The sequence below is a fragment of the Anaerobacillus sp. genome (assembly GCF_046314235.1).
GTDB lineage: Bacteria > Bacillota > Bacilli > Bacillales > Anaerobacillaceae > Anaerobacillus.
In genome coordinates this window covers 336,840-362,771 of the sequence record NZ_JBKBWN010000002.1, presented here as the reverse complement: position 1 = coordinate 362,771, position 25,932 = coordinate 336,840, and the positions used below count along the sequence as shown (strand labels likewise).

36 protein-coding genes are annotated in these 25,932 nt (G+C 33.7%); 31 read left to right on the top strand and 5 right to left on the bottom strand.

The window, feature by feature from the left end:
* Positions 1–35 precede the first annotated feature (35 nt).
* From ACK4M9_RS03930 to ACK4M9_RS03915, 4 genes are all read left to right on the top strand, one after another.
* A complete protein-coding gene (locus ACK4M9_RS03930; protein ID WP_409848207.1) occupies positions 36–566 on the top strand; it encodes a histidine phosphatase family protein in 531 nt (176 codons plus the stop codon).
* Between the two features lie 31 nt (positions 567–597).
* Entirely contained in the window at positions 598–1,062 is a 465-nt protein-coding gene (locus ACK4M9_RS03925) for a hypothetical protein (protein ID WP_409848206.1), read from the top strand.
* A gap of 242 nt (positions 1,063–1,304) precedes the next feature.
* Positions 1,305–2,270: a S66 family peptidase gene (locus tag ACK4M9_RS03920; RefSeq protein WP_409848205.1), complete on the top strand. Its 966-nt coding sequence runs from the start codon at positions 1,305–1,307 to the stop codon at positions 2,268–2,270.
* A gap of 34 nt (positions 2,271–2,304) precedes the next feature.
* Positions 2,305–2,931, top strand: coding sequence for an NUDIX hydrolase (locus ACK4M9_RS03915; RefSeq protein ID WP_409848204.1), 627 nt, complete (start codon positions 2,305–2,307; stop codon positions 2,929–2,931).
* Between the two features lie 97 nt (positions 2,932–3,028).
* On the opposite strand, the gene ACK4M9_RS03910 is transcribed toward ACK4M9_RS03915, so the two are convergent.
* Positions 3,029–3,421 carry a hypothetical protein gene (locus tag ACK4M9_RS03910; RefSeq protein WP_409848202.1) on the bottom strand — a complete coding sequence of 131 codons (393 nt, stop codon included), beginning with the start codon at positions 3,419–3,421 and terminating at the stop codon, positions 3,029–3,031.
* Positions 3,422–3,424: 3 nt separating this feature from the next.
* On the bottom strand, positions 3,425–3,622 hold the full coding sequence (locus tag ACK4M9_RS03905) for a helix-turn-helix transcriptional regulator (protein WP_409848200.1): 198 nt from the start codon (positions 3,620–3,622) through the stop codon (positions 3,425–3,427).
* A gap of 368 nt (positions 3,623–3,990) precedes the next feature.
* Here ACK4M9_RS03905 and ACK4M9_RS03900 point away from each other — a divergent pair, with 368 nt between their 5' ends.
* The 24 genes from ACK4M9_RS03900 (at position 3,991) to ACK4M9_RS03785 (ending at position 21,326) form a co-directional block, all read left to right on the top strand.
* A complete protein-coding gene (locus ACK4M9_RS03900; protein ID WP_409848199.1) occupies positions 3,991–4,449 on the top strand; it encodes a hypothetical protein in 459 nt (152 codons plus the stop codon).
* A gap of 40 nt (positions 4,450–4,489) precedes the next feature.
* Entirely contained in the window at positions 4,490–4,765 is a 276-nt protein-coding gene (locus ACK4M9_RS03895; RefSeq protein WP_409848198.1) for a hypothetical protein, read from the top strand.
* A 139-nt stretch (positions 4,766–4,904) separates the two neighbouring features.
* Positions 4,905–5,462 (top strand): histidine phosphatase family protein, encoded by a 558-nt coding sequence (locus ACK4M9_RS03890; RefSeq protein WP_409848197.1) that lies wholly within the window; start codon positions 4,905–4,907, stop codon positions 5,460–5,462.
* Positions 5,463–5,553: 91 nt separating this feature from the next.
* Entirely contained in the window at positions 5,554–5,724 is a 171-nt protein-coding gene (locus ACK4M9_RS03885; protein ID WP_409848196.1) for a hypothetical protein, read from the top strand.
* A 94-nt stretch (positions 5,725–5,818) separates the two neighbouring features.
* Positions 5,819–6,013, top strand: a complete 195-nt coding sequence (locus ACK4M9_RS03880) for a hypothetical protein (RefSeq protein WP_409848195.1) — start codon at positions 5,819–5,821, stop codon at positions 6,011–6,013.
* 475 nt (positions 6,014–6,488) lie between these two features.
* Positions 6,489–6,950, top strand: coding sequence for a YkyB family protein (locus ACK4M9_RS03875; RefSeq protein WP_409848193.1), 462 nt, complete (start codon positions 6,489–6,491; stop codon positions 6,948–6,950).
* Positions 6,951–7,433: 483 nt separating this feature from the next.
* Positions 7,434–8,198 carry an alpha/beta hydrolase family protein gene (locus ACK4M9_RS03870; protein WP_409848191.1) on the top strand — a complete coding sequence of 255 codons (765 nt, stop codon included), beginning with the start codon at positions 7,434–7,436 and terminating at the stop codon, positions 8,196–8,198.
* 99 nt (positions 8,199–8,297) lie between these two features.
* On the top strand, positions 8,298–8,477 hold the full coding sequence (locus tag ACK4M9_RS03865) for a hypothetical protein (RefSeq protein WP_409848189.1): 180 nt from the start codon (positions 8,298–8,300) through the stop codon (positions 8,475–8,477).
* Positions 8,478–8,607: 130 nt separating this feature from the next.
* Positions 8,608–9,207: a GNAT family N-acetyltransferase gene (locus ACK4M9_RS03860; protein ID WP_409848187.1), complete on the top strand. Its 600-nt coding sequence runs from the start codon at positions 8,608–8,610 to the stop codon at positions 9,205–9,207.
* A gap of 475 nt (positions 9,208–9,682) precedes the next feature.
* A complete protein-coding gene (locus ACK4M9_RS03855; RefSeq protein ID WP_409848185.1) occupies positions 9,683–10,063 on the top strand; it encodes a hypothetical protein in 381 nt (126 codons plus the stop codon).
* 93 nt (positions 10,064–10,156) lie between these two features.
* Positions 10,157–10,573, top strand: a complete 417-nt coding sequence (locus tag ACK4M9_RS03850) for a GrpB family protein (RefSeq protein ID WP_409848183.1) — start codon at positions 10,157–10,159, stop codon at positions 10,571–10,573.
* Positions 10,574–10,673: 100 nt separating this feature from the next.
* The gene (locus ACK4M9_RS03845; protein ID WP_409848181.1) at positions 10,674–11,429 is read left to right on the top strand and encodes a phosphotransferase family protein; all 756 of its coding nucleotides are present in this window, start codon (positions 10,674–10,676) and stop codon (positions 11,427–11,429) included.
* 232 nt (positions 11,430–11,661) lie between these two features.
* Positions 11,662–12,450, top strand: coding sequence for a class I SAM-dependent methyltransferase (locus tag ACK4M9_RS03840; protein WP_409848179.1), 789 nt, complete (start codon positions 11,662–11,664; stop codon positions 12,448–12,450).
* Between the two features lie 192 nt (positions 12,451–12,642).
* The gene (locus tag ACK4M9_RS03835) at positions 12,643–13,596 is read left to right on the top strand and encodes an alpha/beta hydrolase (RefSeq protein WP_409848177.1); all 954 of its coding nucleotides are present in this window, start codon (positions 12,643–12,645) and stop codon (positions 13,594–13,596) included.
* A 141-nt stretch (positions 13,597–13,737) separates the two neighbouring features.
* Entirely contained in the window at positions 13,738–14,169 is a 432-nt protein-coding gene (locus ACK4M9_RS03830; protein ID WP_409848175.1) for an HIT family protein, read from the top strand.
* 127 nt (positions 14,170–14,296) lie between these two features.
* Positions 14,297–14,806: a hypothetical protein gene (locus tag ACK4M9_RS03825; RefSeq protein WP_409848174.1), complete on the top strand. Its 510-nt coding sequence runs from the start codon at positions 14,297–14,299 to the stop codon at positions 14,804–14,806.
* 129 nt (positions 14,807–14,935) lie between these two features.
* A complete protein-coding gene (locus ACK4M9_RS03820) occupies positions 14,936–15,304 on the top strand; it encodes a hypothetical protein (protein ID WP_409848172.1) in 369 nt (122 codons plus the stop codon).
* A gap of 203 nt (positions 15,305–15,507) precedes the next feature.
* Positions 15,508–15,711, top strand: a complete 204-nt coding sequence (locus tag ACK4M9_RS03815; protein ID WP_409848170.1) for a hypothetical protein — start codon at positions 15,508–15,510, stop codon at positions 15,709–15,711.
* 31 nt (positions 15,712–15,742) lie between these two features.
* On the top strand, positions 15,743–16,360 hold the full coding sequence (locus ACK4M9_RS03810) for a hypothetical protein (RefSeq protein ID WP_409848168.1): 618 nt from the start codon (positions 15,743–15,745) through the stop codon (positions 16,358–16,360).
* Positions 16,361–16,997: 637 nt separating this feature from the next.
* Positions 16,998–19,316, top strand: a complete 2,319-nt coding sequence (locus ACK4M9_RS03805) for an ABC transporter permease (RefSeq protein ID WP_409848166.1) — start codon at positions 16,998–17,000, stop codon at positions 19,314–19,316.
* A gap of 3 nt (positions 19,317–19,319) precedes the next feature.
* Positions 19,320–20,078 carry an ABC transporter ATP-binding protein gene (locus ACK4M9_RS03800; protein ID WP_409848164.1) on the top strand — a complete coding sequence of 253 codons (759 nt, stop codon included), beginning with the start codon at positions 19,320–19,322 and terminating at the stop codon, positions 20,076–20,078.
* A 131-nt stretch (positions 20,079–20,209) separates the two neighbouring features.
* A complete protein-coding gene (locus ACK4M9_RS03795; protein ID WP_409848279.1) occupies positions 20,210–20,713 on the top strand; it encodes a GNAT family N-acetyltransferase in 504 nt (167 codons plus the stop codon).
* Between the two features lie 38 nt (positions 20,714–20,751).
* Complete coding sequence (locus ACK4M9_RS03790; RefSeq protein ID WP_409848163.1) at positions 20,752–21,027, top strand: hypothetical protein; 276 nt, start codon at positions 20,752–20,754, stop codon at positions 21,025–21,027.
* A 110-nt stretch (positions 21,028–21,137) separates the two neighbouring features.
* Positions 21,138–21,326 (top strand): hypothetical protein, encoded by a 189-nt coding sequence (locus ACK4M9_RS03785; protein WP_409848161.1) that lies wholly within the window; start codon positions 21,138–21,140, stop codon positions 21,324–21,326.
* Between the two features lie 651 nt (positions 21,327–21,977).
* On the opposite strand, the gene ACK4M9_RS03780 is transcribed toward ACK4M9_RS03785, so the two are convergent.
* On the bottom strand, positions 21,978–22,490 hold the full coding sequence (locus ACK4M9_RS03780) for a hypothetical protein (RefSeq protein ID WP_409848159.1): 513 nt from the start codon (positions 22,488–22,490) through the stop codon (positions 21,978–21,980).
* Complete coding sequence (locus ACK4M9_RS03775; RefSeq protein ID WP_409848157.1) at positions 22,477–22,695, bottom strand: helix-turn-helix transcriptional regulator; 219 nt, start codon at positions 22,693–22,695, stop codon at positions 22,477–22,479. Before ACK4M9_RS03775 ends, ACK4M9_RS03780 begins: the two co-directional genes overlap by 14 nt.
* Positions 22,696–23,146: 451 nt before the next feature.
* On the opposite strand from ACK4M9_RS03775, the gene ACK4M9_RS03770 reads away from it, so the two are divergent.
* Positions 23,147–23,719, top strand: coding sequence for a DUF2087 domain-containing protein (locus ACK4M9_RS03770; RefSeq protein WP_409848155.1), 573 nt, complete (start codon positions 23,147–23,149; stop codon positions 23,717–23,719).
* Positions 23,720–23,928: 209 nt separating this feature from the next.
* Positions 23,929–24,867 carry a TolB family protein gene (locus tag ACK4M9_RS03765; protein WP_409848154.1) on the top strand — a complete coding sequence of 313 codons (939 nt, stop codon included), beginning with the start codon at positions 23,929–23,931 and terminating at the stop codon, positions 24,865–24,867.
* An 81-nt stretch (positions 24,868–24,948) separates the two neighbouring features.
* Here the strand turns inward: ACK4M9_RS03765 and ACK4M9_RS03760 are convergent, their stop codons facing one another.
* Positions 24,949–25,407 carry a hypothetical protein gene (locus ACK4M9_RS03760; RefSeq protein ID WP_409848152.1) on the bottom strand — a complete coding sequence of 153 codons (459 nt, stop codon included), beginning with the start codon at positions 25,405–25,407 and terminating at the stop codon, positions 24,949–24,951.
* A 279-nt stretch (positions 25,408–25,686) separates the two neighbouring features.
* Here ACK4M9_RS03760 and ACK4M9_RS03755 point away from each other — a divergent pair, with 279 nt between their 5' ends.
* A complete protein-coding gene (locus tag ACK4M9_RS03755) occupies positions 25,687–25,875 on the top strand; it encodes a hypothetical protein (RefSeq protein WP_409848150.1) in 189 nt (62 codons plus the stop codon).
* Positions 25,876–25,932: the final 57 nt, after the last annotated feature.

Here is a 25,932-nt window from a genome sequence, read left to right as displayed (position 1 = left end):
TATTTAGTTTATTATAGTTAGGGGAGATATTAAACGTGATTTATGTAATAAGACACGGTCAAACAGATTTAAACAAGGAACGAAAATTCCAAGGAAGAATGGGTCTACCATTAAACGAGTATGGGATAGAACAAGCCGAAACATTAAGAAATCAATTACAAGATTTAAAGTTTGACTTAGTCTTTTCGTCCCCACAAGAGAGGGCTGTCCAAACAGTAGAAATTGTTACTGGGTTAAAAGCCGTTACGGATGAAAGGTTAGACGTTTTTGACTTAGGGGAAGCTGACAGATTACAAATTAACGAAGTAAGGATGGCTGGTCCATTACCCGATTCTACTGTCTATAAAGGTGTTGAAAAACCGAATAAATTTGTTAAAAGAGTGTTTAATTTTATGAAAGATCTTGAAAATCAATATGGTAGAAAAAAAGAATTAAATATTATTATTTCAGGTCACAGATGTACCACAGGCTGTATTGGAGCTTATTTTGAAGGGATACCATCGGATGGAAATATTTTAAAATTCTCTTCGGATACTGGTAATTATAAAATATTTACTTTTAAGTGAGGTTCTTAAACTACTTTTATGAGGTGTATTGATGATTCTTTTAAATGGCGTGAGTGGGTTTAATAGTCCTGATGATAAACTTGTTGATGGTAACCAATTTAAAAGTCTATGTTTTACGACAGTATTGAGCTTAGGTGGCAGTCTCTTGTCTTTTAAAGAGCCAGAGGGAGCACAAAATTACTATCAAACAGATATAACTATCTTAGGCGATAATATATTTATATTACTAAATGGAAAATACCCTTTTATCGCTTTTGCTTCGTCTGTACTGCCTGGTGATATTACGTTTATAGATCATCATCAATTGTCATTTGGGTTTAAGCATCATTACAGAATATTAAGTGCAAATGAGTTAAACGAAGCATTAAGGATTAGACAAGAAAAAGGTAAAATCGTGATCGACAAAGAAAATGAACTAAATGCTGCTGAACTAGTAAACATAAAATATTGGAAGCCGAAACGAGTTGGAGATATCGTGTTCAATCACTGGGATTAGAGCTGGCCAACATGCCCGTCACGCTGATCCCTTCAAGCTAAAGGGAACGTAGAAGCATTCAATGTGCCCGTCGCGCTGATTACATTCGGCTAAAGGGAACGTAGAAGCGTTCAATGTGCCCGTCGCGCTGATTACATTCGGCTAAAGGTAACGTTGAGGCGTTCAACGTACCCGTCGTGCTGATGCCACCTTCCTTAAGGGAACATACATAAAAGTAAAGTTAATATGAGAGGAGAACAATTATGCTAACACCTACTAAACTCAAAACTGGAGATGAAATCCGAGTTATTGCTCCAAGTTGTAGTGCAAGTATTTTATCAGAGGAAGGGATACAAATAGCAAAAAAACGTCTAGAAGATTTGGGTTTTATTGTGACGTTTGGAAAACACATCTTTAAAAATGATATACAGGATTCCTCTTCTATTGCTGAGCGACTTGAAGATTTACATGACGCCTTTCAAGATACCAATGTAAAAGGAATTCTAACGGTAATAGGCGGTTTTAATAGTAATGAGCTACTTCCATATATTGATTATGATTGTATTCAAAAAAATCCTAAAGTGTTTTGTGGTTATAGTGACATAACAGCTATTGCATCTGCTATTACAACGAAAACGGGATTAATTACATATTCTGGACCACATTTTTCGAGTTTTCAAATGGAAAAAGCACAAGAGTACCAGACTGAGTATTTTAAGAAATGTTTAATGCAAGATGAGAGCTATATCATTAACCCCTCTACACAATGGAGCGATGATGCTTGGTACATAAATCAGGATGATAGAAAGTTTGAAGTGACCAGTTGGAAGGTTTATAACGAGGGAGAAGCTTGTGCGCAATTATTTGGTGGGAATTTGTGTACAATGAATCTGCTGCAAGGTACGGAATATATGCCAAACCTCCAAGGAAAGGTATTATTTATTGAAGATGATGAAATGACGATCCCTGAAACATTTGCTCGAGACATCACATCTTTATTACAAGTAGCAGGGAAAATAGAAGGACTAGTCATTGGACGTTTCCAGCGTGTATCAAAAATGACCGAAGAACATCTTTTATTTATTCTTGATAAACATCCTATATTAAAATCTATACCAGTTCTGTACGATGTTGATTTCGGACATACACAACCAATCATTACATTCCCAATTGGTGGGTTTGTAGAATTGAATAGTAGAGTTAAGCAAATTAAAGTTACTAGATTTTAGTGTGGATAGATTGGATTTAGCGGAGGTTGTGGATGTGGGGGAACAAGAATTATTAAAGATTTTTGATGAAAATAGAAACCAAATAGGAGTTGCTACTCGAAGTGAAGTACATAGGGTCGGGCATTGGCATGAAGCCTTCCACTGTTGGTTTATTAGAAATGAACAAGGGATGGATTATATATATTTACAGCTTCGTAGTAAAAATAAAAAAGACTATCCTAACCTTTTAGATATTACTGCAGCTGGACATATATTAGCTAATGAGACAGTTAAGGATGGGGTAAGAGAAATAAAAGAGGAAATAGGCATAGATGTAGCTTTTGAGGATTTAATCGAGTTAGGTGTAATTGATTATTGTGTTATGAAAGAAAATTTCATAGATAAAGAATTAGCAAATGTTTTTCTATATAAGAGCAAAAATAGCTTTGATGACTTTACACTTCAAGTAGAAGAAGTTTCGGGAATAGTTAGAGCTAACTTTATTGACTTTGTTCAACTATGGTTTGGGGAAAGAGATGAAATTGAAATCCGTGGTTTTGAAATAGATAATGATGAAAATACGGTTTTAATTGAAGAAAGTGTTAACAGAGATAAATTCGTACCACATCAAACATCTTTTTATCAAGAAGTAATTCAAAAGATTAAGGAACAGACTAGCTAGAGAGTGCGCAAACTTCTTCAGCAGTCGTTCGTCGCTGTTTTTTCAGAGGATACTATAGGAAAAAAGAAGTATCCTCTAAGTGTTTAAGCCGCCGCAACTAAATTAGCCTTGAATAAACGACCATCGTTCCCGGAATTGCGATAACCATGACACAAAATAACAATTGAAGTACCTGGCTCGCGTCGAGTATTAATGGTCCAAACGAACTTGTAAGTAAAAAAAGAACGAGAATAGTAGCAAATAGCACGAAATAATTGATAACCATCGCCTTTCCCATAATAGCTTTAGAACGTTTATCCTTCGGGAATAGATGCGGTGAAAGATATGCGAGCATCAGTTGATTTACTCCCAAAGCTAGCAACATAATCGAGTCGGGAAATTCCCAATTTAAGATCTTCACGTAGTTTAAATAAATGCCCATCCCAGTTAAAAAGATACCTAAAAGTAAATAGATTAGTTGGTTTTCTTTTGCTTTTATAGTAGCTTTCATGCTTTATTCCTCCTCATAAATAAAAACATCCTCAATCTGACAGTTAAACACACGGGAAAGTTTAAATGCTAATGTGATCGATGGATTATAACGTTCTTTTTCTAGTGATATAATCGTTTGTCTAGATACATCTAATCTCTCAGCTAATTCATCCTGAGTTAAGGCATGTTTTGACCGCAATTCTTTAATATTATTTTTCACATTTTCACCCTCTTATTGTAAAGTTGCCTTTACGTTAAGTTTACTTTACATTCTTCTTTTATAAAAATCAAGGAAACTTCATATTTTTGACTATTTTTTATAAATTTTTACATTTCTTAATGCAAAAGGGAATATTTACTTATACAATTAGAGGAAGATGTTCAAGTTAATATATTTGATTAGGAGGATCTATTATCAAAAAGTTTATCGTTATTTTATTAATTCTTGGTTTAATCATATCTAATCTTTATTTTATATCTAAAAATTCGAAGCATTATGAGTTACTTGTAAGAGGACATCAAGGTGTTATCAATAATGTAGAGATGGGGATAAAAGTATCAACGCTTGAAACTAGGGCTCTGGCGAGTATGGTAAGAAATGATTTTGATGGAGAGCATCGGTTAATTCAAACAGTCAGTAGAATTTCTGAAAGTTTACAGATAACAAGGAATGGGTTGGTTGATTCTCTTACCTATATAAGTCTTTCTTTTCCAAGAAATACAGGTGATAGTATGGCCGAAATGTATGATTTGTTCGATAGAATATATTCGTATATTAATCATGATTACATTGCTTATCAATTTTGGGAAATAGATATAAGCAAAGAAGAAATGGTCTCAACTTTAGAATCCCTTCACGAAATACTAAGTTTTATTAATGAAAATCTCGATCAAGAAAGGTTAGTTGAAGGAGACTATGAAACGATCAAAAAACATTGGCAAGACCTAATGGAGACATTAAAAGCCAGTTACTCTGATAACCCGGTGTTCCAAGAATATTATGAATGGCATTATGGTGCGAAAATGAAAACTAAATCAAGCAAATGATTGGTACAATTGCTAACAATGATTGAAGAAGAGGTAATACATGGAAACTAATCTAAGTTATAAAAAAATGAAATCTTATTTGAAGGTATTATTATTAATCTTAACAATATTGTCAACGAGCATAGTCATATGGGCAGGGTTTAGTGATAGACAGTCTATCTTCCCGTTCGTACTTTGTTTAACAATGTTTCTGGCTATAAGTAATTTAATTCTAGCTAATGAAAATCCGAAAAAAAAGAAGATTTATAGGGTACTATTCAATCTATCAATTCTATCTGTCATATTAGCAGTTGCAAATTTGATTTTTGCAGGATAGTTATTAGCATTTAAACAGAATGTTACGCTAACGAGCCCATAAGTTTGCGCTACTGTTAGCTGCTAACTACCAATAAACGTACTTCCTTTTCTAATATTTTACTAAGAGTGATAAATTAACCTCAGGAGTTGATATGTAATTGACGAATTTATATTTTGTTAGACATGCACACTCTACTTATACTCCCGATGAATTAGGAAGGCCATTATCGGAAAGCGGATTGACAGATGCAATGAAGGTCACTGACTTCTTGAAAACAGAGGGGATTGATATTGTTGTTTCAAGTCCTTATAAGCGTGCCGTTCAAACGGTTGACGGTATAGCTCTATTCATAGATAAAGACGTTGAAATTGTAGATGGTTTTAAAGAACGAACACTAACCACTGTCCCTACCGAAGATTTCACTCTTGCAATAACCAAAGTGTGGGAGGATTATAACTTTTCATGGCAAGGTGGAGAGTCCAATAATGTTGCTCAAAAAAGAGGGGTAGAAGCTACTAATTCTGTAATAGAAAAGTACAGAGATAAAAACGTAGTGATCGGTACACATGGCAATATCATGGTTTTAATTATGAATTACTTTGATAAACAGTATGACTTCACTTTTTGGAGAAATCTTGATATGCCCGATATATATAAATTAACTTTTGATGGTAGAGAGTTAAGAATTGTAAAAAGATTGTGGGAAAAGCGTTAACTTACTCATATGAGGATGCTTATTTAACAAGTTTCTTGCTCTTTTAAGATAATTACAAATTACGATGAAACTTTAATTGGAGGTGTTATATTTGGAAAATGCAGTCTTTTGGATAACAACAATAGGTGGTTTATTATCATTAAGTGCTTCGATTTGGTACTATTCCTCATTAGGAAAGAGAATTTCGAAAGAAGAAAAAGAGGCAGGGAAAGATTTAACGTATGAAATAAACCCATTTACAGGTTCCTCTAAAGGGAAATGAATTCGTTAGTTCATTAAGAAATACGATGTAGTGAAGAAAAACATTAGAGAGAAATTTAAAGTGAATGATTTGATAATCATAAAGGAGAGAATTTATGGACAAGTATATTAGTATTTTTTTCTTAACTGCACTTGCAAGTGTAGTTGTTCTTCATATTATTGGTTCTATATTCCCGTTTGTGACTGCTGAGGATGCTGTTTTCCTATTTGGAATGGTGTGTATCGTTCTTTTCTCATTCATAATTTCGCAATTGTACTACATTATAGATTTAATTAAAAAGAAACGTTAAACCTATGTGATCATGGATTTAAATTTTATAGCTTAATATGGAATTATAAGGGTAGGTATTTGATCATGCAAAAACTAAATGAAGAAATGATAAAACAGAGCGTGGAACGTTTGTATGACATACAGGTCGAAAATGTAGTTGTTTTGGAAAGCTTTTTTTGTGGTAAGTTATCAGGAATTTTTCGTTCCTTGCTCAATCTATAAATGAACATGATTACCTTAAGAGAGCTATGGATGTAAATATGATCGACACAAAACATCCAAACAAAGAAAGTGAACTTTCCTGTAGGTGCTATTTACAGGGTATACACTTTTGTCCCAGCCTCTATTCGTTGTGAAATAAACCGTGAGCGCCTCTTAACTCGTATTAGGCAAATTTTTGAATTTAACAGAGATAGCCTTGAAAAATAAGGGGAAAACGTTAAAATAACGGTGAGAAATGTCAAAGTATTAATGAAAAGGAGTGAATAGTTATAATGTCTGAACCTATAACAAAAATTCCTATCTCTCGCATCGCTAAAGCGCTGTATGTCATTAATTTAAAAACAAAAGTCGATAAACATGCTGCTCATTTTTATTCACTAAAAAAAGAAGTCCTTGAAAAATTAGTGGAAGAAGGATCTGCTAGAAAAGTCGGCTTGCAGTTTTACTCCTATACAAAGCGACATGATGCAGCACTGACCGTATTAATTCAAATCGACGCCGACGACAAAACCTACTTCTTTCATGCACTCCCAACCCCTGACGATATAAGGTCACTTCCCAATTTAGGTGAAAGTCAAACTGACTTTCGTAACCCAAGCTCCTCCATGCGTTTAGAGCATGCCAAATACATCCTATGCAAATTCTGTGGGCGCCAACTTCCGAAACCAAAAAAACGGGCAAAATTCTTAAAAATTCATAGAGGAAGTGTTTTTAAATCTTCATTTCTCGATTAGCTAGATGCAAACTACGTGTAGACAAAGGCTAAGTCGCTAATATTCAATTCAAGGTTAGTGAAGAGGAATAGAGCCAGAGATTGTCGGTATAATTTTTGAACATAGGATATATACTCTTCTAAAAAAAGATTTGTTGGAGATTTATGGATAATAGAGTAGTATAATTGTAGAATATGTAAAATAGGGATAAATTTTATAGGTATCTAAATAAATTATGAAAATCGTCTTAAGGAGTGGATTACAATACTCAATTTTTTAAAATCGTTGCTAGGTAAAAAAAGCAACGGTTGTTTTCTATGTAAGGGTAAGCAAGGATATTTTACTAAGTATGAAATTAAAGGACAAAAGGCAAACGTTTGTTACAAATGTATTGAATACGCAGAGAGAAGAGCTTATCGTAAGGTGCAAGGATAGTTTGCACTCATTTTCGTGAAGGAGTGTAACTAAACTTAGAAAGAAACAGATCATAGGAGTGAAACGTGAATGCAAAAGGCAGTTGAAGTTGTACATAATGATCAAGTTTTACGTGGGATGGCACATATTCCAGAAGGGGATGGGCAGTTTCCGACGGTCATATTGTATCATGGCTTTACAGGAACGAAGCTTGAGCCACATCGTATTTTCTTAAAAATATCGCGAGCATTAGAGGCAAAAGGAATTGCATCATTTCGCTTTGATTTTCTTGGCAGTGGTGAAAGTGATGGTAATTTTGAGGACATGACGGTTATTAATGAAGTTGCGGAGGCTGAGACAATTTTTAACTATGTTTCTAGCAATTCAAGTGTAGCTAAAGAAAAGATTGTTGTTCTAGGACTTAGTATGGGAGGACTTGTTGCGAGTTTACTTGCCGGTAAGTTAACAGATCAAATAGAGAAGTTGATCCTAATGGCACCGGCAGGAACGATGAGGGATTTGATCTTGGAACGTGTGAAGGATGTCCCATATATTGAGAGCCTCAATGCTTATGATCTTGATGGAAATTTAGTTGGACAAGATTTTGTCGACGAATTGGCAAGACTCGAGGTTTGGCCACAAGCAGCAAACTATAAAAATGAGGTATTACTGATCCACGGCACAAAAGACCTGGCTGTCCCATACGGTGTTTCTTCATTATACATAGAGAAATGTTATCCAGAAGCGACACTTGTTCCAATTGAAGAAGCTGATCATACATTTAACGCTTATAGCTGGGAAAAACAAGTCATTGATGCGATTGTAGAATTTGTAGTTCCAGAGTCTAATAGGTAAGTTTACGATCATTTTATGTTACAGGATTTGTAATTGTTTTAGCAGGAGAAACCAAAAACGCTTTATAACTGAAACATTTTACTCTAAGGGGTGATATTTATGAAACTATGGTTTCTTATTGTTATTCAAACTACTGTTCTTGTATCATTGATTAAATATTTATTAGGGCATAACAAAAGTAGCTTAAAAGAATTTATTATTTATTCTGTCGTTACGTCATTTACTTTAGGAGTTCTATTTGCTTCCTTTACAAGTTTATTATTATATTTCTTCTACTAAGAGAGAAAATTGAGGAGTATCAACAATAATAAGCCTCTAGTGAAGTGCTACGTGTAATCAAGAAGGGTTTCTTTAAATAGTGAAAATTTAATAGATAATTGACAAAACTAACAATGATAGGGGTGGTTTTATGGAGAGTGAAAAGATATACGGCAATTTACCTACATTAGAAACAGAACGACTTATATTAAGAAAAGTAACTTTAAATGATGTTGAAGATATGTATGACTATGGTTCTAATGGTGAAGTAACTAAATACGTAACTTGGGAAACGCATAAGACATTATCTGATTCAAAAGGGTTTGTTGATTTTGTCCTAAACCAATACGAGAACGGGAAAGTTGCGCCTTGGGGGATCGAGTATAAAGAAACCGGGAAATTTATCGGAACTATTGATTTTGTGTCTTGGCAAGTAAACCATCATGTCGCTGAAATCGGATATGTCATTTCTCCGGATTATTGGGGAATGGGTATTACAACAGAAGCTGCAAATGAAATTATTAAATTTGGCTTTGACAATATGGATTTGGTTCGTATTCAAGCAAGATGTTTTGTAGAAAATAGAGGTTCGGAACGAGTAATGGAGAAAATAGGGATGTCTTTTGAAGGGATAATTAGAAAAGGGATGTTCGTAAAGGGTAAACATCAAGATTTAAAAATGTACTCGATATTAAAAGAAGAGTTTTCATCTCTTCAAAACTTAAAAATAGAAGATACGAGTAGTTTATAAGCTGCTTGAAAATTTCAAGAAAAAGAAGACCACTATTTTTGTAACAGTTTCCGTTACCTATCGCAAACAAAGAAAATGTAGAGTGATTTGCCTATCAAAATGTTAGTTAATTTGGTAGGCACTTTTTGTTTGTATAAAGGGATTAGTCCTAATTATTAGTGGTTTTTGTAATCTGATTTGTAGATGAGTTTGCGTATGTATATTCAACAGTATACATACGCAAATAAAGGTACAAATCCATGTACTTATAACTCAAATATACCTTACAGTTCTAATTTGAATAACAAACTTATTAAAAAACTAATAAGGGTATTGGTATTTTATGTTAAATTAATATAGAGATTAATACTAAGTTTGTGAAGAAATGTACTTAAGCTTACGAGCAGGTTAGTGAAAATAGTTATGAAACTTATTTTATGGAAATACGTCTATTCTATAAGGTCATAACAAATTAGAATGATAAATGGAGGTATATATGAGGGGCTTATTTATTATCTTTTCAATCATCTTGTTAGTTTCTTGTGATAACCAATCCTTAGCAACAGTTGTTGATGAATATGATGTTAGTAAATTAAGTATTGATTTTGGTAATAAAAAGGCATACGAAATAGGAGCTAATGTTGAAGGAATGCCTATTTTTAAAGATTCTAAAAAAGCATTAAAACAGGCAAAGCTGGACTACAAGGAAGCCTTTGAAGCAGTAGCTATGGAGTTTGATTTAGAACCCGTTAGTGATAGTAACTATAAAGAATACAAAAAATATGGGTGGCAAGTAACTGTGAAGGATAAAATTGTTCAAGAACAAGGCGTGGAATTATCAAAGTTTCTTGATATATACGAAAATAGTTTTGAATAATGAGATAATTCCAATAAGGAAGAATAACGCTATAAAAGGGTTATCTAATATTGGTATTGTTTTTGGATTAGTTGCATACTGTCCAGTGTTTATTTGTATGACATTCAGCATTTCGGAAGTACAGCTATTGAAGGTATAAATGCAAAACCTATCATCGACATACTCGTTGGAGTGGAATCTTTAGATGAAGTTGAGAAATTCGATAAAGTGAGATTAAAGGAAAATGGATATTACCATTTGTCGAAAGCACGTCTTGAAGGAAAAGTAGTTTTTGCTAAATTCTCTAACTTAGAAAACCTAACTAAGACACATATAATGCACATAGTTGAACATAACGGTACTTGGTGGAAAGAGCATATTTATTTTAGAGATTATCTTAATGAGAATCCTGAAAAAGCAAGAGAATACGAAACATTAAAAAAGAGGTTAGCATTAAAATATCCTAATGAAGAACGTCTATACACCGATGAAAAGAAGAAGTTTGTTGATGATATACTAAGTAAATCATAACTGTTTCTTCTTTAACAAACCAATGCAATAGTTTAGTAAGCTATTGCACCCGTTATGTTGCTATTGAGCAGACTAATTAAAAATGTAAGGGGAGAAGCCAATGGATTTAGGTTTTCCAATAGCAAAAGGAAATACTGCAAAAATTTATCATTCCGACAACAAAGTAGTGAAAGTATTTAACGGTTTTTTGCCTGATATGGAATCCATAAATGAAGCAAATAAGCAAAAATATGCATATTCATGTGGACTTCCTGTACCCGAGATTTATGATGTTACTAAGATAAATGGAGAACAAGCAATTATAATGGAATATGTTAAGGGAGAAACATTAGGAGATTTATTGTATAAAGATAAAGAACGAACGGAATATTACTTGGCTATTTCAGTCGATATGCAACTGGAAATTCATAGCATTAATGCTAATCCAGAAGCAATCGAACCAATGTATGATAAATTATACCGTCAAATTGAGACTGTAAATAATTTAGATAGAAAACAAAAGTCTGTTTTGTTAAATAAATTGGAATCATTTACTTACGAAAATAGGCTCTGTCATGGAGACTTTCATTTATTTAATCTGATTAAGACAGATAACCAAGTGGTAGTTATAGATTGGGTAGATTCGAGTGCAGGAGACATCCGTGCTGATGTATATCGGACCTATCTTTTATATTCCCAAGTTTCGTCTGAGTTAGCTGATATGTACTTGAGACTTTATTGTGAAAAGAGCGGAATATTAAGGTCTGAGGTTTTCCTATGGGCTCCAGTCATTGCTGGCGCAAGATTATCTGAAAGTGTCTCTACAGAGAATTCTGAACGACTTATGAGGATAATAAATCATTACGGCTTATTATAAAAGGATAATATTATGTGTGTAATTTCACTTAAACTAAAGATAAGCTTTAGTAAAAAAATAAATGGACCTGGTACCTATAAAACCACCAGGTCCATTTATTTTTTTAAAAATTGTTTTTTGTAATTGGTAGATAGTGTTAAAATTTACTTTATCAAGTAAAGGTCAGGAAAGTTTAATCTGAGCAACCATATTATATGAATTGGAGTAACTGATACTTTTTGGAGGGGATGATATGAAGGTTAATTTCGGTAATGTCGCAAAAAACTACGCCAAGTTTAGAAATGATTTACCTATTGAGCTACTGGAAAGTTTAAAACATAGAGGTATTAATTTTAAGAATAAAAAAGTGGCAGATTTAGGTTCTGGAACGGGTGTATTAAGTAGAGTATTACACAAGGGAGGAGCAGTTGTTGTTGGTGTAGAACCATCTAAGGAGTTAATCCAAGAAGCAAAAGAAATGGATAAAAATGAAGGTTATATGATTAATTATATTAATGCTTTTTCGGAATCTACGACCTTGTTGGAAGATACATATGATTATATTACCGTGTTAAGAGGTTGGCATTGGTTTGAGAGTGAACAAACTCTTACTGAGATAAAAAGGATGTTAAAGGACAATGGCTCGCTTATTGTTATGGATTCAGGGTTTATTTCTAAAGGTAAAGTTATAGCGGATACTCTTGATATTATTAAAGAATATATGCCAAACGGGGAGTTGAAATCTGCGGGTTCAAAGGCTAATTCGAAGCAGTTGATTAACGGGTTTCCAGTTGAGTGGTATAAGGAATGGCAAGAACATCAATTTGACTTACAAGAAACGTATAAGTTTAAATACAACGTTACTTTTACTAATGAGGAATGGTGCGGAAGAGTAGGTTCACTATCGTGGCTATCCGGTTTTGATGAAAATGAGAGAAATTCTATATTGAATGAAATTTATATCCACTTAGAGAAAGAGTTTAGTGGAATGAAACACAATATCCTACATGGTTGCTATATTACAGTATTAAATCGCCTATAAGCGAAAGTAGAGATACTTTTCTTCAATACATTTATTCAACGGAGTGCGATTGTTCAATAAAGGTAATCGCTCTTTTGCTAACTAATTAAGAGTGTTTAATGAATAAAAAATACATTTACTCTTATTAATACTACTATTTTGTTATTTAACCGGAATCACTTTTGTATTTCAAGAATATTGGGGGAGATTAAATTGAAATCTGAAAAATGGATTAAGACCGCGATAGAAGTGGTTGGATTTCCTTTTACATTAACCAATATATACCTTAATAAAAGAAGGAATTTAAAAGAAATTGGACAGAAGATAAAAATACAAGATAGGTATATTCATACAATAGTTTCTGATAAGGTGGAAACTGATTATACAGTTATCTTAGATGCTGGATTAAGTTGCTGTTCTTTAGATTGGCATTATATTCAACCGCAGGTATCTAAATTTGCAAGGGTAATTTCATTCGATAGAGCGGGTTATGGATGGAGTTCAGTAAGCCATGAACCTTATACAAGTGAAAATGTTGTATATGACTTATTACATATATTAGAAGAGTTAAAAATTACACCACCCTATATATTAGTGGGTCACTCCTTTGGTGGATTAAATATGAGGTTATTCGCAAGTAAATATCCAGAAAAAGTTGCATCGTTAATTCTCATCGATGCAGTACATGAAAAAAGATATTTAACCCAAGAATGGGATGCAATTCGTCAAAAGTCACATCGCAAAAATCTAAATCTATTTCGATTTGGTTATTTGACCTCTGGTTTAGGTCTTCCTAAGCTATTAAAACAACCAATAGGAAGAAAATATCTTTCTGAACCACTTCAAAAATATACTAACTATTTAGGCTACCATCCCAAATCTTTCGAAGCGGTATATAAAGAATTTCTATTAAGTGAGAAGTCAGCGTTACAGGTTAAAAATGCTCCTAAACTGTTAGAAGATTTTCCAGTAACTGTTATTAGTTCTAATAATTCAGACCCGACATGGATAGAGCATCAAAATCTGCTTAGTGCATTGACTAATAATACTATTCAAATTAGAACAAATAACAATCATTCTATTCATTTAGAGAATCCAAATGTAATCGTTGATACAATAAGAAAGGCAGTTTGTCAAAAGAATGTAAATCATCTTATTGTTAAATAAGATGGGTTGTTTGTGGAAGATTGTACTTAAACAAACGGAGAGCAATAGTGAAAGAAGCTTTCGCTGCTCTTGTTCCATTATTGAAGCAGTTTAGCAAAAGAAGAAGCGTCTTATACAGAAGGTAATGTTAGAGGTGAGAGTGTGAATTTGAATTGTTTAGGGTGTAGTTTAGCTAATAAATTATTACCTGTACATGTAGTCTACGAGAACGAATATGTTTGTTGTATTTTAGACCATGACCCATTTAATGAAGGTCATGTTATGATACTACCCAAAGAGCATTTTGAAGATGTCGACGAACTTAATGAAGATACCGCAAATGCCGTAATACAGGCATCAAGGTTAATTTCAAAGGCTATTAAGGCACTTTACAAACCTGACGGGATAACGATATGTCAAAATGGAGGAATTTTTAGCGAGTTAACTCATTTTCATATGCATGTTGTACCAAGGTACAAACATCAATCGTTTGCTGACTTTTATTTGGAAGAGCCACTAAATAACGAAAATGAAAAAAATAAATTATTAAATACAAGGGATGAATTAGCAGAATTCATCAAAAAAATAATTTAATTCTTCCTCAAGTAACGGAGGCAATTGTGGAACAGGTTGGGACAGTCGTTGTGTCGCTAAAGAAGCAGTAATGTGGAATAAGAAAAGAAAATACAAGTACCTAATATTATTGAAAGGGTTGATTTTTTTGCGTTTAGTAATTTCAATATTGATAGTTTGTTTCATTTTACTTTCAGGTTGTAGTGAGGAAGAAAATAAAACTATAGAACAATCCATTGTTTCGGATAGTGACATTAGTTTAGATAATGTATTCCACACTGAGGAGATAAACGAGCAACAAGCTATTTCTCTTTACTACACTGATATTGGCTATGGTGTGCTACAATTTAACAAACAAGAGAATAGTTGGGAATATCAACAGGCATTAAGTGCGGGACACCCAGAACCTGAGCATCCTATGTCAACCAATTTTGTTTATAAAGATAACTATTCAGTTTCTATTGGAGAGATATTTGACCCTGAAATTAGTAAAGTTATAGTCAAGTATAATAATAATGAAAGAGATGCAACGATAGTAGAAGTCGATAAGAGAATGTTTTGGTATTCTGTATCTAAAGAAGGTGGCGAAGACATATTAAAAAGTCATATCTCTGGATATGCAGAAGATGGTAAATTAATTTATCAAAGCTCTTATTAAATAAAGGGTTATTAGTAGCTGTTTTCTTATTGCGTTAACGGAAGCGTTACTGGAACAGTGACAGTAGCGCTTTGTTTTAGTATTGAGCAGTTTTGTAAAAGAAGGAAAAAGAAGAAAGAAGGTGAGAAATTGAGAATTATCATTACGATTATTACTATTATGTTGTTATTAACTGCTTGTTCATTTGGTGATAACTTATCCAATATGAGAGAAAATAGAATGCTAAGTAAAATGAAAGCCGAAGACGAAAATCAATTTCACCTATATTCATTTTGGACAGAGGGAACGGAAACAGAATTTGATACATTTGATTATTCAAGAGTGGATACGAACGTTTTTCGACTCCTTTCATTTCACCAAAAAGAAAATGCTAAAGAATATATAGAGTCATTAGAAATTAGAGAATTTCCTACTTTCATTGTTTTGGATAACAAAGGGATTGTATTGAGGACAACAAGTGTAAATGAAATTAATGATTTTTTAACTGATTATCAATAAGAAGCGCTTAAAGAGAAATAAAAATCCACAGTTCCTTCTTTAACTATCGGGCGCTTTACTTTAATTAAGAAGAAAAGCTTTTTTATAACAACAATAGGAAAATAATGTGAGGTGTTGAATTGATAATTTAATAATCTTGTTATTCGAGTAAATGGCAGGTTTGTTGAATAAGGTCTGATTAGAAATTAGGGGGAGAAGGTTAAATGAGGAAGTATATTAGTATTTTTTTCATTACATTAGTTATTAGCTTTGTTATCTTTTTTCTGGGAAATGGATTCTTTGATGGTGGCAACTTTTTAGAAACAACCATTTTATCTGTTGGTGCAGTAACTGTTTTTCTTCTATCATATATAATTGCACAAGTTCATTACCTTATAGATTTAGTGAAGAAAAAATCCACTATTTAACAAACGGATGCGAATGTTGAAGAAATTAATATTGAATAGTTTTAGAATTGAGGAAATTTCTATGATAAATTTGTCAAAAAAACAGTATTATTTTTTGGTTTTTCTATTATTTATTGCCGTCCTTTATGGTTATAAGAAACATCAAGAAGTAAGTAACCAACAAAACTATTTAAATCCACTATTAATGGAAAGGGTACACAGTATTCAAGATGAAATTCATACCGCCTCAAGTATTTTAACGACTGCAATGGATGAAAATCAAATTCCTTATGCACAATGGATGCAATTAAAAAGTGCTTATAAGACCATTGAAGATGCTAGTTATGAAATTGAAAAAATGGCTAGAGCGATATATCCTAATCGTGCTCAAGGTTTAGAGAATGCGACTAAGACAACTTCGTATTTAATGGCAAGTGCTTTAGTTTATATAGAAGATAATTTTATAGAAGCTAACTTAGATAGGTTAGATATGATAACTTTTTCAGCAGATGAGCGTGAAGTATTAGAACCTATATATAACACTACTTTAGCTTGGAGAAAAATATCTAGTCAATATTATGTCGTGACTTCTATTATTACTCGTAAGTATTGGGTGGATATGATGAAAGAAATACAAGAAGAATCCATCTTGTTCCAAAAAGATAAATAAAAAGTAGTGACCGGACCTGAAGGAAATATGCAGATCCTTACTCTGCCATTTGCAGTAATTCTAATCTGGTCTGTTGTCTATTATTTACAAGTAAAGTTTCATTCAATTAAAAAATTCTTTATGTTGTTAACAGTTAATATTGTTTTTTATTGTTTATTCATTAATTGAACTCAACTAACGAAATGCGAAAGCGAAACAACTGCTATCGCTTGTTCTGCACGGAGTAGCTATAGGAGTGCCAGTTGTAACCTTGTGAATTAATACACTTAAATTACGGATGCGTTAGTACAACAAACAAAAATAAGAATTTCTAAAAATGGCTCGGTTCAATGTGAACAGAGCCATTTTATTTATGTTTTTTAATAGTCGTAAATTATGTTCCAAATAAAGGTGCAATTCCATCTACATTTTTGGCTGTAATTAATGCTTTTGCGATAGGATACAGAACCCGTTACTATTTTTGTGGTCTTTTTTTACATAAAAAAGATGCGACAGAAAACTTGTTTTTCTTCGTTGTTGGACATACTTTTTTCATAATATTTACAAAATAATCAAAAAACGAATCGAAATATATAGTAACATAGTAGTATCAATAAATTCACAGACTGATAGTAAAGTTTTAATAGGGAGGTGACATATGTACTACAAGATAATCCGTAATGACATTTTAAAAAATAAACTGGTAACGCTGACGACAATGATATTTATTGCTGCTGCGGCGATGCTAGTTTCTCTAGCTGCAATACTCGTTGTAAATCTTTCAGGCGCGATAGATACACTTATGACCCAAGCTAAGACTCCACATTTTATGCAAATGCATACGGGTGAAATTGATACTGAGCGGCTTACGACTTTTGCAGAACAAAATAGCCTAGTGGATGAATTTCAGGTACTTGAATTTCTTAACGTTGAAGGCGCAGAGATACTATTGCATGAGACCTCTCTTGCGAATAATGTTCAAGATAACGGGTTCTCTAGGCAGAGTGAAAAATTTGATTTTCTTCTAGACCTTGATGGAAATGTGATTAAGGTAAATGACGGCGAACTTTACGTTCCAATCTCCTATATGAAAGACAACACGACAAAGGTCGGTGACAAGGCAGTAATTGGAGGGAAGGAACTTACTGTTACAGGATTTCTCCGAGATTCGCAGATGAATTCAACACTCTCATCATCAAAGAGGTTTCTTGTTAGTAAAAACGATTATGCTGAAATAGAAGGCTTTGGGAGTACGGAGTATCTGATTGAGTTCAGATTAAAGGATTTGTCGAAACTCGGCAAATTTGAAGATGCTTATGTCTTTGCTGGACTTGAAGCAAACGGACCGACGATTACATATCCGCTTTTTAAAATAATTAACGCTATTTCAGACGGACTAATGATTGCAGTTATCCTACTTATTAGCGCACTTGTCGTTGGAATTGCATTTTTGTGCATTCGCTTTACGCTCCTTGCGAAAATTGAGGACGACTACCGCCAAATAGGAGTTTTGAAGGCAATAGGTTTGCGTATATCCGACATTAAGAAGATTTATCTTGCGAAATATGCTGCGGTTGCGGCAGTAGGGAGCATCCTTGGACTGGCGCTCTCATTCATGTTTCAAGGTATCCTTCTTGAAAATATAAGGCTTTATATGGGAGAAAGTGAAAACTCATCTTTTGCCCCGTTTTTCGGAATAATCGGGGTTCTACTTGTTTTCCTTGCAATTATTGGCTATGTAAACGGAGTACTGAGGCGCTTTCGAAAAATTTCGGTAGCAGAAGCTATCCTCTTTGGCAATTCAGAGGGAAAATATGCGGTTGGAAGGCATTTTTTGCTGAGTAGGAATAGGCAGCTTAACACGAATATTTTTCTTGGTATTAAAGATGTTTTGGCGAGAAAAGGAATTTATGCTACGATGCTTACCGTTCTTGTGATATCGTCGTTTATCATGATTGTCCCACAAAACCTCTACACCACGATTTCCTCAAAAAGCTTCATCACATATATGGGGGTAGGAAACTGCGACTTGCGCATTGACATCCAGCAGACTAATAATATTCCTGAAAAAACCAATGAAATAATTAACAAAATGGAAAGTGATGGAGACATTTTGAGCTATGTAGCCCTGACAACAAGAACATTCAAAGTTAAGATGGGTGACAGCTCTATTAAAAGTTTAAAAATTGAGCTTGGGGATCATTCGATATTTCCTGTAAATTACTCTAAAGGAAGACTACCCGTAGGAGAAGATGAAATTGCACTTTCGACTATAAACGCTAATGAGTTCGACAAAGAAGTCGGCGATGTCATTACGCTTGTGATTGCAGAAAAAGAGAAAGAGTTCATTGTTAGCGGGGTTTATTCTGACGTAACTAACGGAGGTAAAACTGCAAAGGCTGTTTTCACCGACAATTCGGCGGACATTATGTGGAGCGTTATCTCCGCGGAACTTTCGGACAAATCTCATGTATCAAGTAAGGTTTCGGAATATGCGGGCAAATATAATTTCGCAAAGGTTTCGAGCATTGATCATTATATTAAACAGACCTTTGGCTCGACAATTATTTCTATCAGAAAAGCCTCCTATGCCGCAATTGCCATAGCACTCATTATAACGGTCCTTGTTACGCTGTTGTTTATGAAAATGCTTGTTATAAAGGACAGATATTCTATTGTCGTAATGAAAGCGACCGGTTTTACAAATTCAGATATCTTATTGCAGTATGTTTCGCGTTCAGGTTTCGTTCTGTTTGTTGGAATTGTCGTTGGCACACTTTTGGCCAACACTTTAGGAGAAATTCTTGCAGGAGCAGTCATCTCCTCTTTTGGAGCAGCGACATTCACATTCGCAATTAATCCAGTATCAGCTTATCTGCTTAGTCCGCTGATGATGGCTTGTTCAGTAATTGTCGCAACAATTATTGGTACATCTAGAGCAGGACAAATTAAAATATCTGAAAATTTAAAGGAGTAGCTTATGAATAAGGTAATTATCGGTGAAAACATTGTAAAATCATTCGGAGAGGCTACTGAGAAGCGTAATGTTCTAAATGGTGTTTCTGTTGAAATATTAGAGGGAGAATTCGTTTCAGTTATGGGACCTTCAGGTTCGGGAAAATCGACGTTGATGTTTGCGTTAAGTGGCATGGAAGAGGTGGATTATGGAAAGGTTACGTTTGAAGGCAGAGATTTATTGGCACTCAGCGAAAATGAACTTGCCGACATACGTAGAACAAAAATGGGATTTGTTTTTCAGCAGCCGACTTTACTGAAGAATCTAAATATCCTTGATAACATCATCCTACCATCTATGCGCGACAATAGAAAAAATGGCGCAAATATTACCCAAAAAGCAAGAGCGCTTATGAAGAATGTAGGTATTGCGGAACTGGAAAATCGTGATATAACACAAGTTTCGGGAGGTCAGCTTCAACGAGCTGGAATATGCCGTGCTCTTATGAGTAATCCGAAAATCATCTTTGGAGATGAGCCAACAGGGGCGCTTAACTCAAAATCGACGCAAGAAATTATGAATCTATTTTTCGAAATTAACATTGAAGGTACTGCAATTATGCTTGTTACTCACGATGCGAAGGTTGCTGCGAGAACTGAACGTATTATGTTTATGCTTGATGGGAAAATCGTGAACGAACTAAAGCTTCCAAAGTTTGATGGGACAGATATTGATAGAAGGGTAGAAAAGATAACGGGTAAGATGTTGGAGTTGGGAATATAATTTGAAAGGGTAAGGAGTAGGATTATTAAAAAAAGGTATTTTAATTTTCATTGTCGAAATATTTACTTTACATTTCAGAGGGTCTCTTTTAAATCGAGCAATACAATTATATTAAAGAGGTGATTTCATTGATTAGCAATGTGAAAGTTGAACAAATAGAATCCATTGAAGAATATATTGATGACTTATCTGAACTTTTGATACGAGTAGTAGAGGGTGATGCATCAATTGGTTTTTTACCACCACTACAACTCACGGTGGCTAATACGTATTGGGAAAATTTATTAAGTCCAGACACTCTTCTATTCGTCGCAAAGATTAACAATCAGATAGCTGGTAGTGTACAATTGCACCTATGTAATAAGCAAAATGGTAATCATAGAGCTGAAATTGCAAAGCTAATGACGCACCCTAACTATCGACGTAACGGTATTGGTCGCTTTCTGATGATTGAAGCTGAAGAACGAGCCAAGCGGGAAGGGAAATCATTAATAGTTCTGGATACAAGAGAAGGAGATCCTTCTAATCTTCTTTATTCTTCAATTGGTTATATTCAAGCTGGTAAAATTCCTTATTATGCTAAATCGTCAGATGGAGAACTGCACTCTACCGTTATTTATTATAAATCCATATAACTTATATTTAATTATTTACATAATAAAGGGTGATAATTTTGGATAGCAAAGCTACAGATATGGTTGTAAATAATAAAGCAGCAGGCTCTTTAGGCATAGGGATTTTAACTATTATAGGGCTGTTTTTATTTAAGGAAGGATCGCTTCTTAGCATAGTTGGATTACTGCTTGGTGTTATTAGTTTGAAAGAAACCAAGAAGTATAAAGAAAAGGGAAGAAGCTTAGGGTTGATTGGTATTGTTTGTAATTTAATTGGTTTTATAGGTTTTGTTATTTTATTTAATATCAATTCTATTATTGGAAGCTTCCAATAATGAATGCAGTACTGGAACAACTGCAATGATGCTTTTATTTAAATATTGGACAGTTTACTTAATTTAGAAGAAACATAAGATAAAAACAATCTATTTTAGGAGGTTTCATAGTGGAAAAAAAGTGTTCTAAATGTGAGTCAGTAATGATTGAAGCTAAGTTAGATACCTATGAAATTAGAGCATACAAAGCAGATGTAAAACCCAATGCTAAAACATTGAGTAATATAAATCGCTGTTATGTGTGTTCAAATTGTGGCTTTATTGATTTTTATGTAGAAGAACCCGAAAAATTTAAGTGAGTTTGACAAATAACTTTTCTATTAAAAAATAACAATAGAAGCTGTCGTTTCAATTAAGCGCAAAAGATTTTAGTAATCGTGAAGAGCAAATTAAACAGAGTTATAGCGCCGTGACTGTAGGATTTAATTTAGCAAGTAATATAATAAGAAACGATAATCATTTTTTTAGTAGAACCGAAAGCAAAGGATGAATGGATATGATTGATGCAGGTTGGCTTAATGTGGGGAGCCTCGTACTTGGGTTAATTGCTTGGATAATCCCTATAATTAATCTAACACGAGGTAAAAAACAGTTAAATTCAAATTGGTTTACTTTATCTTTTATAAGTATTAGTGCTTGTGCTATTTCGCTGTGTTTCCAGATTTTCTATAACTACTATAAGGTAACTGTCGAAGATGGGGTGCTCTTACTGACACAATGTATGCTGTAGCTTTAGTCTCAGCAGTTCTTCTGATCGTGACCCTCATATTAAATGCAATAACTTTTAATGTCTTTCGCGGTAAAATTCAAAAGTAGCTACTTAATTTTGTTTCTGCATGGTTTTACATAAGTAACGACCTGAGTTACAGGAACAGGAGAGTGGCACATATTTCAATTCCAAAAAGGAACTCACACTTTATAATAGCTGTGGGTTCCTTAATTTACTTAATTTATGCTTCAATAAATTTGATCATTTGACGGTAATATAAAACATTTTGCAAAATTAACATTAGGAAAACACAAATAATAAAGACAAAACGATTAAGCGGAAAAATCATGATTAATAATAATAGAGGTAGTATTTGAGAATAAAATGTATAAACTTTTTTTGTTGCTTGCTGCGTAACTTGATTAAACATTTCGTCTTCTTCTATATATTCTCCAAGTTTAAAGAATGCTAAAATAGGTAACTTGCTATTTGGATTTTCTTTGTTATGTTTATTTAGTTTTAAATAATAACTTACTAAAAATATTAGTAACAATACCGCCCCGAGAATAATTGATAGTAGTGCTAGTTTATCGAAGTTGATTACTACCGTTTCATCGTTTAAGCCAAAAACACCCTCGAAGTTTTTAAATAACATATTAGACATGTAAACGACACCATATGTCCAAATTAACAATATCACCAACAAAGCAATGTTCCATAACGGGAGCCTTACACGAAAATCATTTTTGTTCATCAAAATCCTCTCCTTCCAACCAAAATAGTTCGTCAACTCTAATATGTAAATGTTTAGCTAATCTTAAAGATAATACAATTGATGGTGAAAATTCGCCTTTTTCAATAAATCCGATGGTTTGTCTGGTAACACCAACATGTTTTGCTAATTCTGTTTGGGAGAAACCGTGTCTTGCTCTTAACTCTTTCAATCGATTCCGAAGCATCTTTAACTCCTTTCCAAATATTTAATTGTTAACTTTTATATACATAATGTAAAGTATTATTAACATTTATTCAATAATTATTTACATCTTCTTGGTATTTTTTCCTTTTATTAAAACCTTCATTTAAAATTCAGTTAGTAATAAGGAAAAATTCTTAGAGGGAGATCCAATTTATGAAGAATTAAAGTAACGGATGCAAACAACAGAATAGTAAAAAGTAGAAATGAGGCATTAACTTGAGTTTAAACGAACGTGTTAATTGTACAAATAAATATGATATGTAAAAGGCGCGAAGAAGAGTTCTTCGTGCTTTTTTAGTAGTCGCTGTGATCCGGGTTATGGAAGTTCTGTGATTAGCTCTGAATTATGATAATTAGAGCGAATAACTATTGTCATAATCATCTAATTTGATTATAATCTAATTAGATGATTATGTAAGGAGGGCTTATTCATGCAACTAAATCGATTGGTTAATTTTCATAAGACAATGGGAGACACGACAAGAATTCGAATTATATCGTTATTGAAAGAAGGGCCATTACACGGGCAAGCAATTGCTGGCAAGCTAGGATTAACTGCACCAACGATTTCTCATCATATTGCGAAACTGCGTGAAATCGCAGTTATTTATGAACGCCGAGAAAAAAATACGATTTATTTTTATTTAGATCAAAAAAAGCTAGAGTTTCTGGCACAAGCAATTTTAAGGATTGGAAGTGGAGATGAGATGAAGCCATTTCAGTTTGAGGATGAAGAAAAGTACAAAGTGCTAAACAATTTTTTACAAGAGAATGGAAAGCTCAAAAATATACCTGCACAACATAAGAAAAAGCTGATCATATTAGAGCATCTCATTAAAGGATTGGAGAACGGAAAGACCTATAGTGAACGTGAAATCAATGAACACATTAAACAATATCACGAGGATTTCGCAACACTCCGGCGTGAGTTGATCATGAATCAGTTTATGTTTCGACAAGACGGACAATATGAACTAAACCCGAAAGAAATGTGGCCGATTTAAGTTGACCAAAATAAATTACGAGCAATAAATGCTTTTGACAGCTATAAATATACAGAAACAGTCCCAATCATATTTTGTGGTGGGGACTGTCCTTTTTTATCAATGACTTTGTGAGAGGTAAAGCATTTGGAAAAAAGTTTTTTATCTCGGTATGAACTTCACTTCGCCTTAATAAATAGAATAATAGGCGGAGAGGAGTGATCGAATTGGTGAATAATGGCTTAGTTGCGTATGTTACAGATTATGGTGGAAGCTTTGATATTTGGTTATATGACACAAACAGTAGTGTCGATGTTCAGCTTACTTATGGTTTAGCAGGAAACCACACCGTTCCTTATTGGTCTCCAGACGGTAGTCACATTGCATTTGTAGGAAGGAACCTGATTGTTTATGTCGTAAACATTGCAAGCGGAAAAATCGCACGGATCGATCAATTAGGAGAGGGGGAAGTACACACTCTTGACTGGTCGCGAGACGCTAAAAGATTAGCCTACACAAAGCAAGATAAAATCATTTTTTACAACATAGTCTCACACCAAGCTCAAATCATCATTGAACCTAGCCCAACTGATGTTCAATGGTTTCCAGATGGAACAACGGTTTTATTTCAATCCTCTAAGTATACTGGAACTAGTCAATTATTCCGGATTAGTATCGATCAAACGAGTATTCAGCAGCTAACAATTAACGATCAGGGACCACTCAATCATGTTCGCCTTTCCCAAAATGGACAATTTGTTCTGTATACAACGCCTGGCGTAAGTATTTCAATTATATATATATTGGACATCTTCACAGGAAAGCTGTTTCAGGTACAAGGTGGTCCACTAGGTAAGAATTATTTTCCTGAATGGGCACCTAATTCGATGAAACTTGCCTATAGTGCGACCGCTTTACTAAATGAGGGGTATGTATCTCTCGTGCGTACGGTAGGGTATCGAGGGGAGGGTGACAGAACATGGGCGATTTCAGATTGCTTTGCTACACCTGTCACATGGTCCTCTGATAGTAAGAAACTTATCTATCTTTCTCGGTGTAAAAGTGAAGCATTTGCTAGTGAGATGTGGTTCGTTGACCTTGATCATCCGATCCCGTTTCCAATAATGACTGGCAGGAAGATCACTTCTGCTAAGTGGTCGCCAAAGTAAGTAGTGGTGAAAGGTTATCCAATTAAGGAGTTAAAACAATTATTTCATTATTTAACACTTACTTGATTGTTTTTCTCTTCATCACTTTTCATCAAGAATATAGAAAAATAGTCCTCGTGATGTATTAATATCGTTAACATTTTTTACGCCAGTAATTTTAACCGCACTGGACTCATTTGGTAGAGTTCCAACTGCAATTCTATAGTCATTATTTGTACCTTTAACTTCTACAATAGCCGAACTTGACTTATCCATCTCAAATCCAATATCGTGGCGTGGTTTAACCCAAGAATAACCTTTATCTTTACTACTTTTTTCAATTATCGCAAAACCAAAAGCGCCGTAACTAGGATGGTAAATAATTAGACTATCATTCTCTGATTCTTCCACATAAGCAACATCATTTTTAGTTAAAGAATATGAACTTAACCCACTTGTTAATGCATCTTCAAATGTGTCATATATTACTTCCTTGTCTGTACAACCCATTAAAAATAACAACAGGACAAAATTTGAAAACAGTATTTTTCTAAGTTTCATTAATTATACCCCCAGTGAGCTTTATTTATTGATAATTGTACCATGAACCCATTACAAAAAATACCAATTGAAAGAAAGTGTTGAATTGTTTATGCAGAAGAATCAACCCTTATCTGATAGGAACACGGTAGTTCATACTCAAGCTGGGGGGATTATACTCATTTGGTGGAATTAATAATTCGTGTATTATTAGTATTGGTATGATTTGTATACCATGTTACAGTAGAGTTGAATAGAATATTCATTAATTATTTTAAAAGTAGTAGCGGGGGTTTATTCTTGAAAACTTATACTATCTTATTTATTGTTATTGTTTTAATGCATTTAATTACACTTGTAAATGCAACTGTATTTAAGGGCGAGTGGAGTGGAATAGTTTTACACCTTTCAAATATTCTCTTTATAATTGCCTGTGTTTATTTTGGTATAGAACGTCGTGCCAATAAAAGAGCAACACGAAATATATAGATGATTTGGAGGATATTTTATGAAAAAAGCATATCTTTTTTTTTGTTAACTGTATCT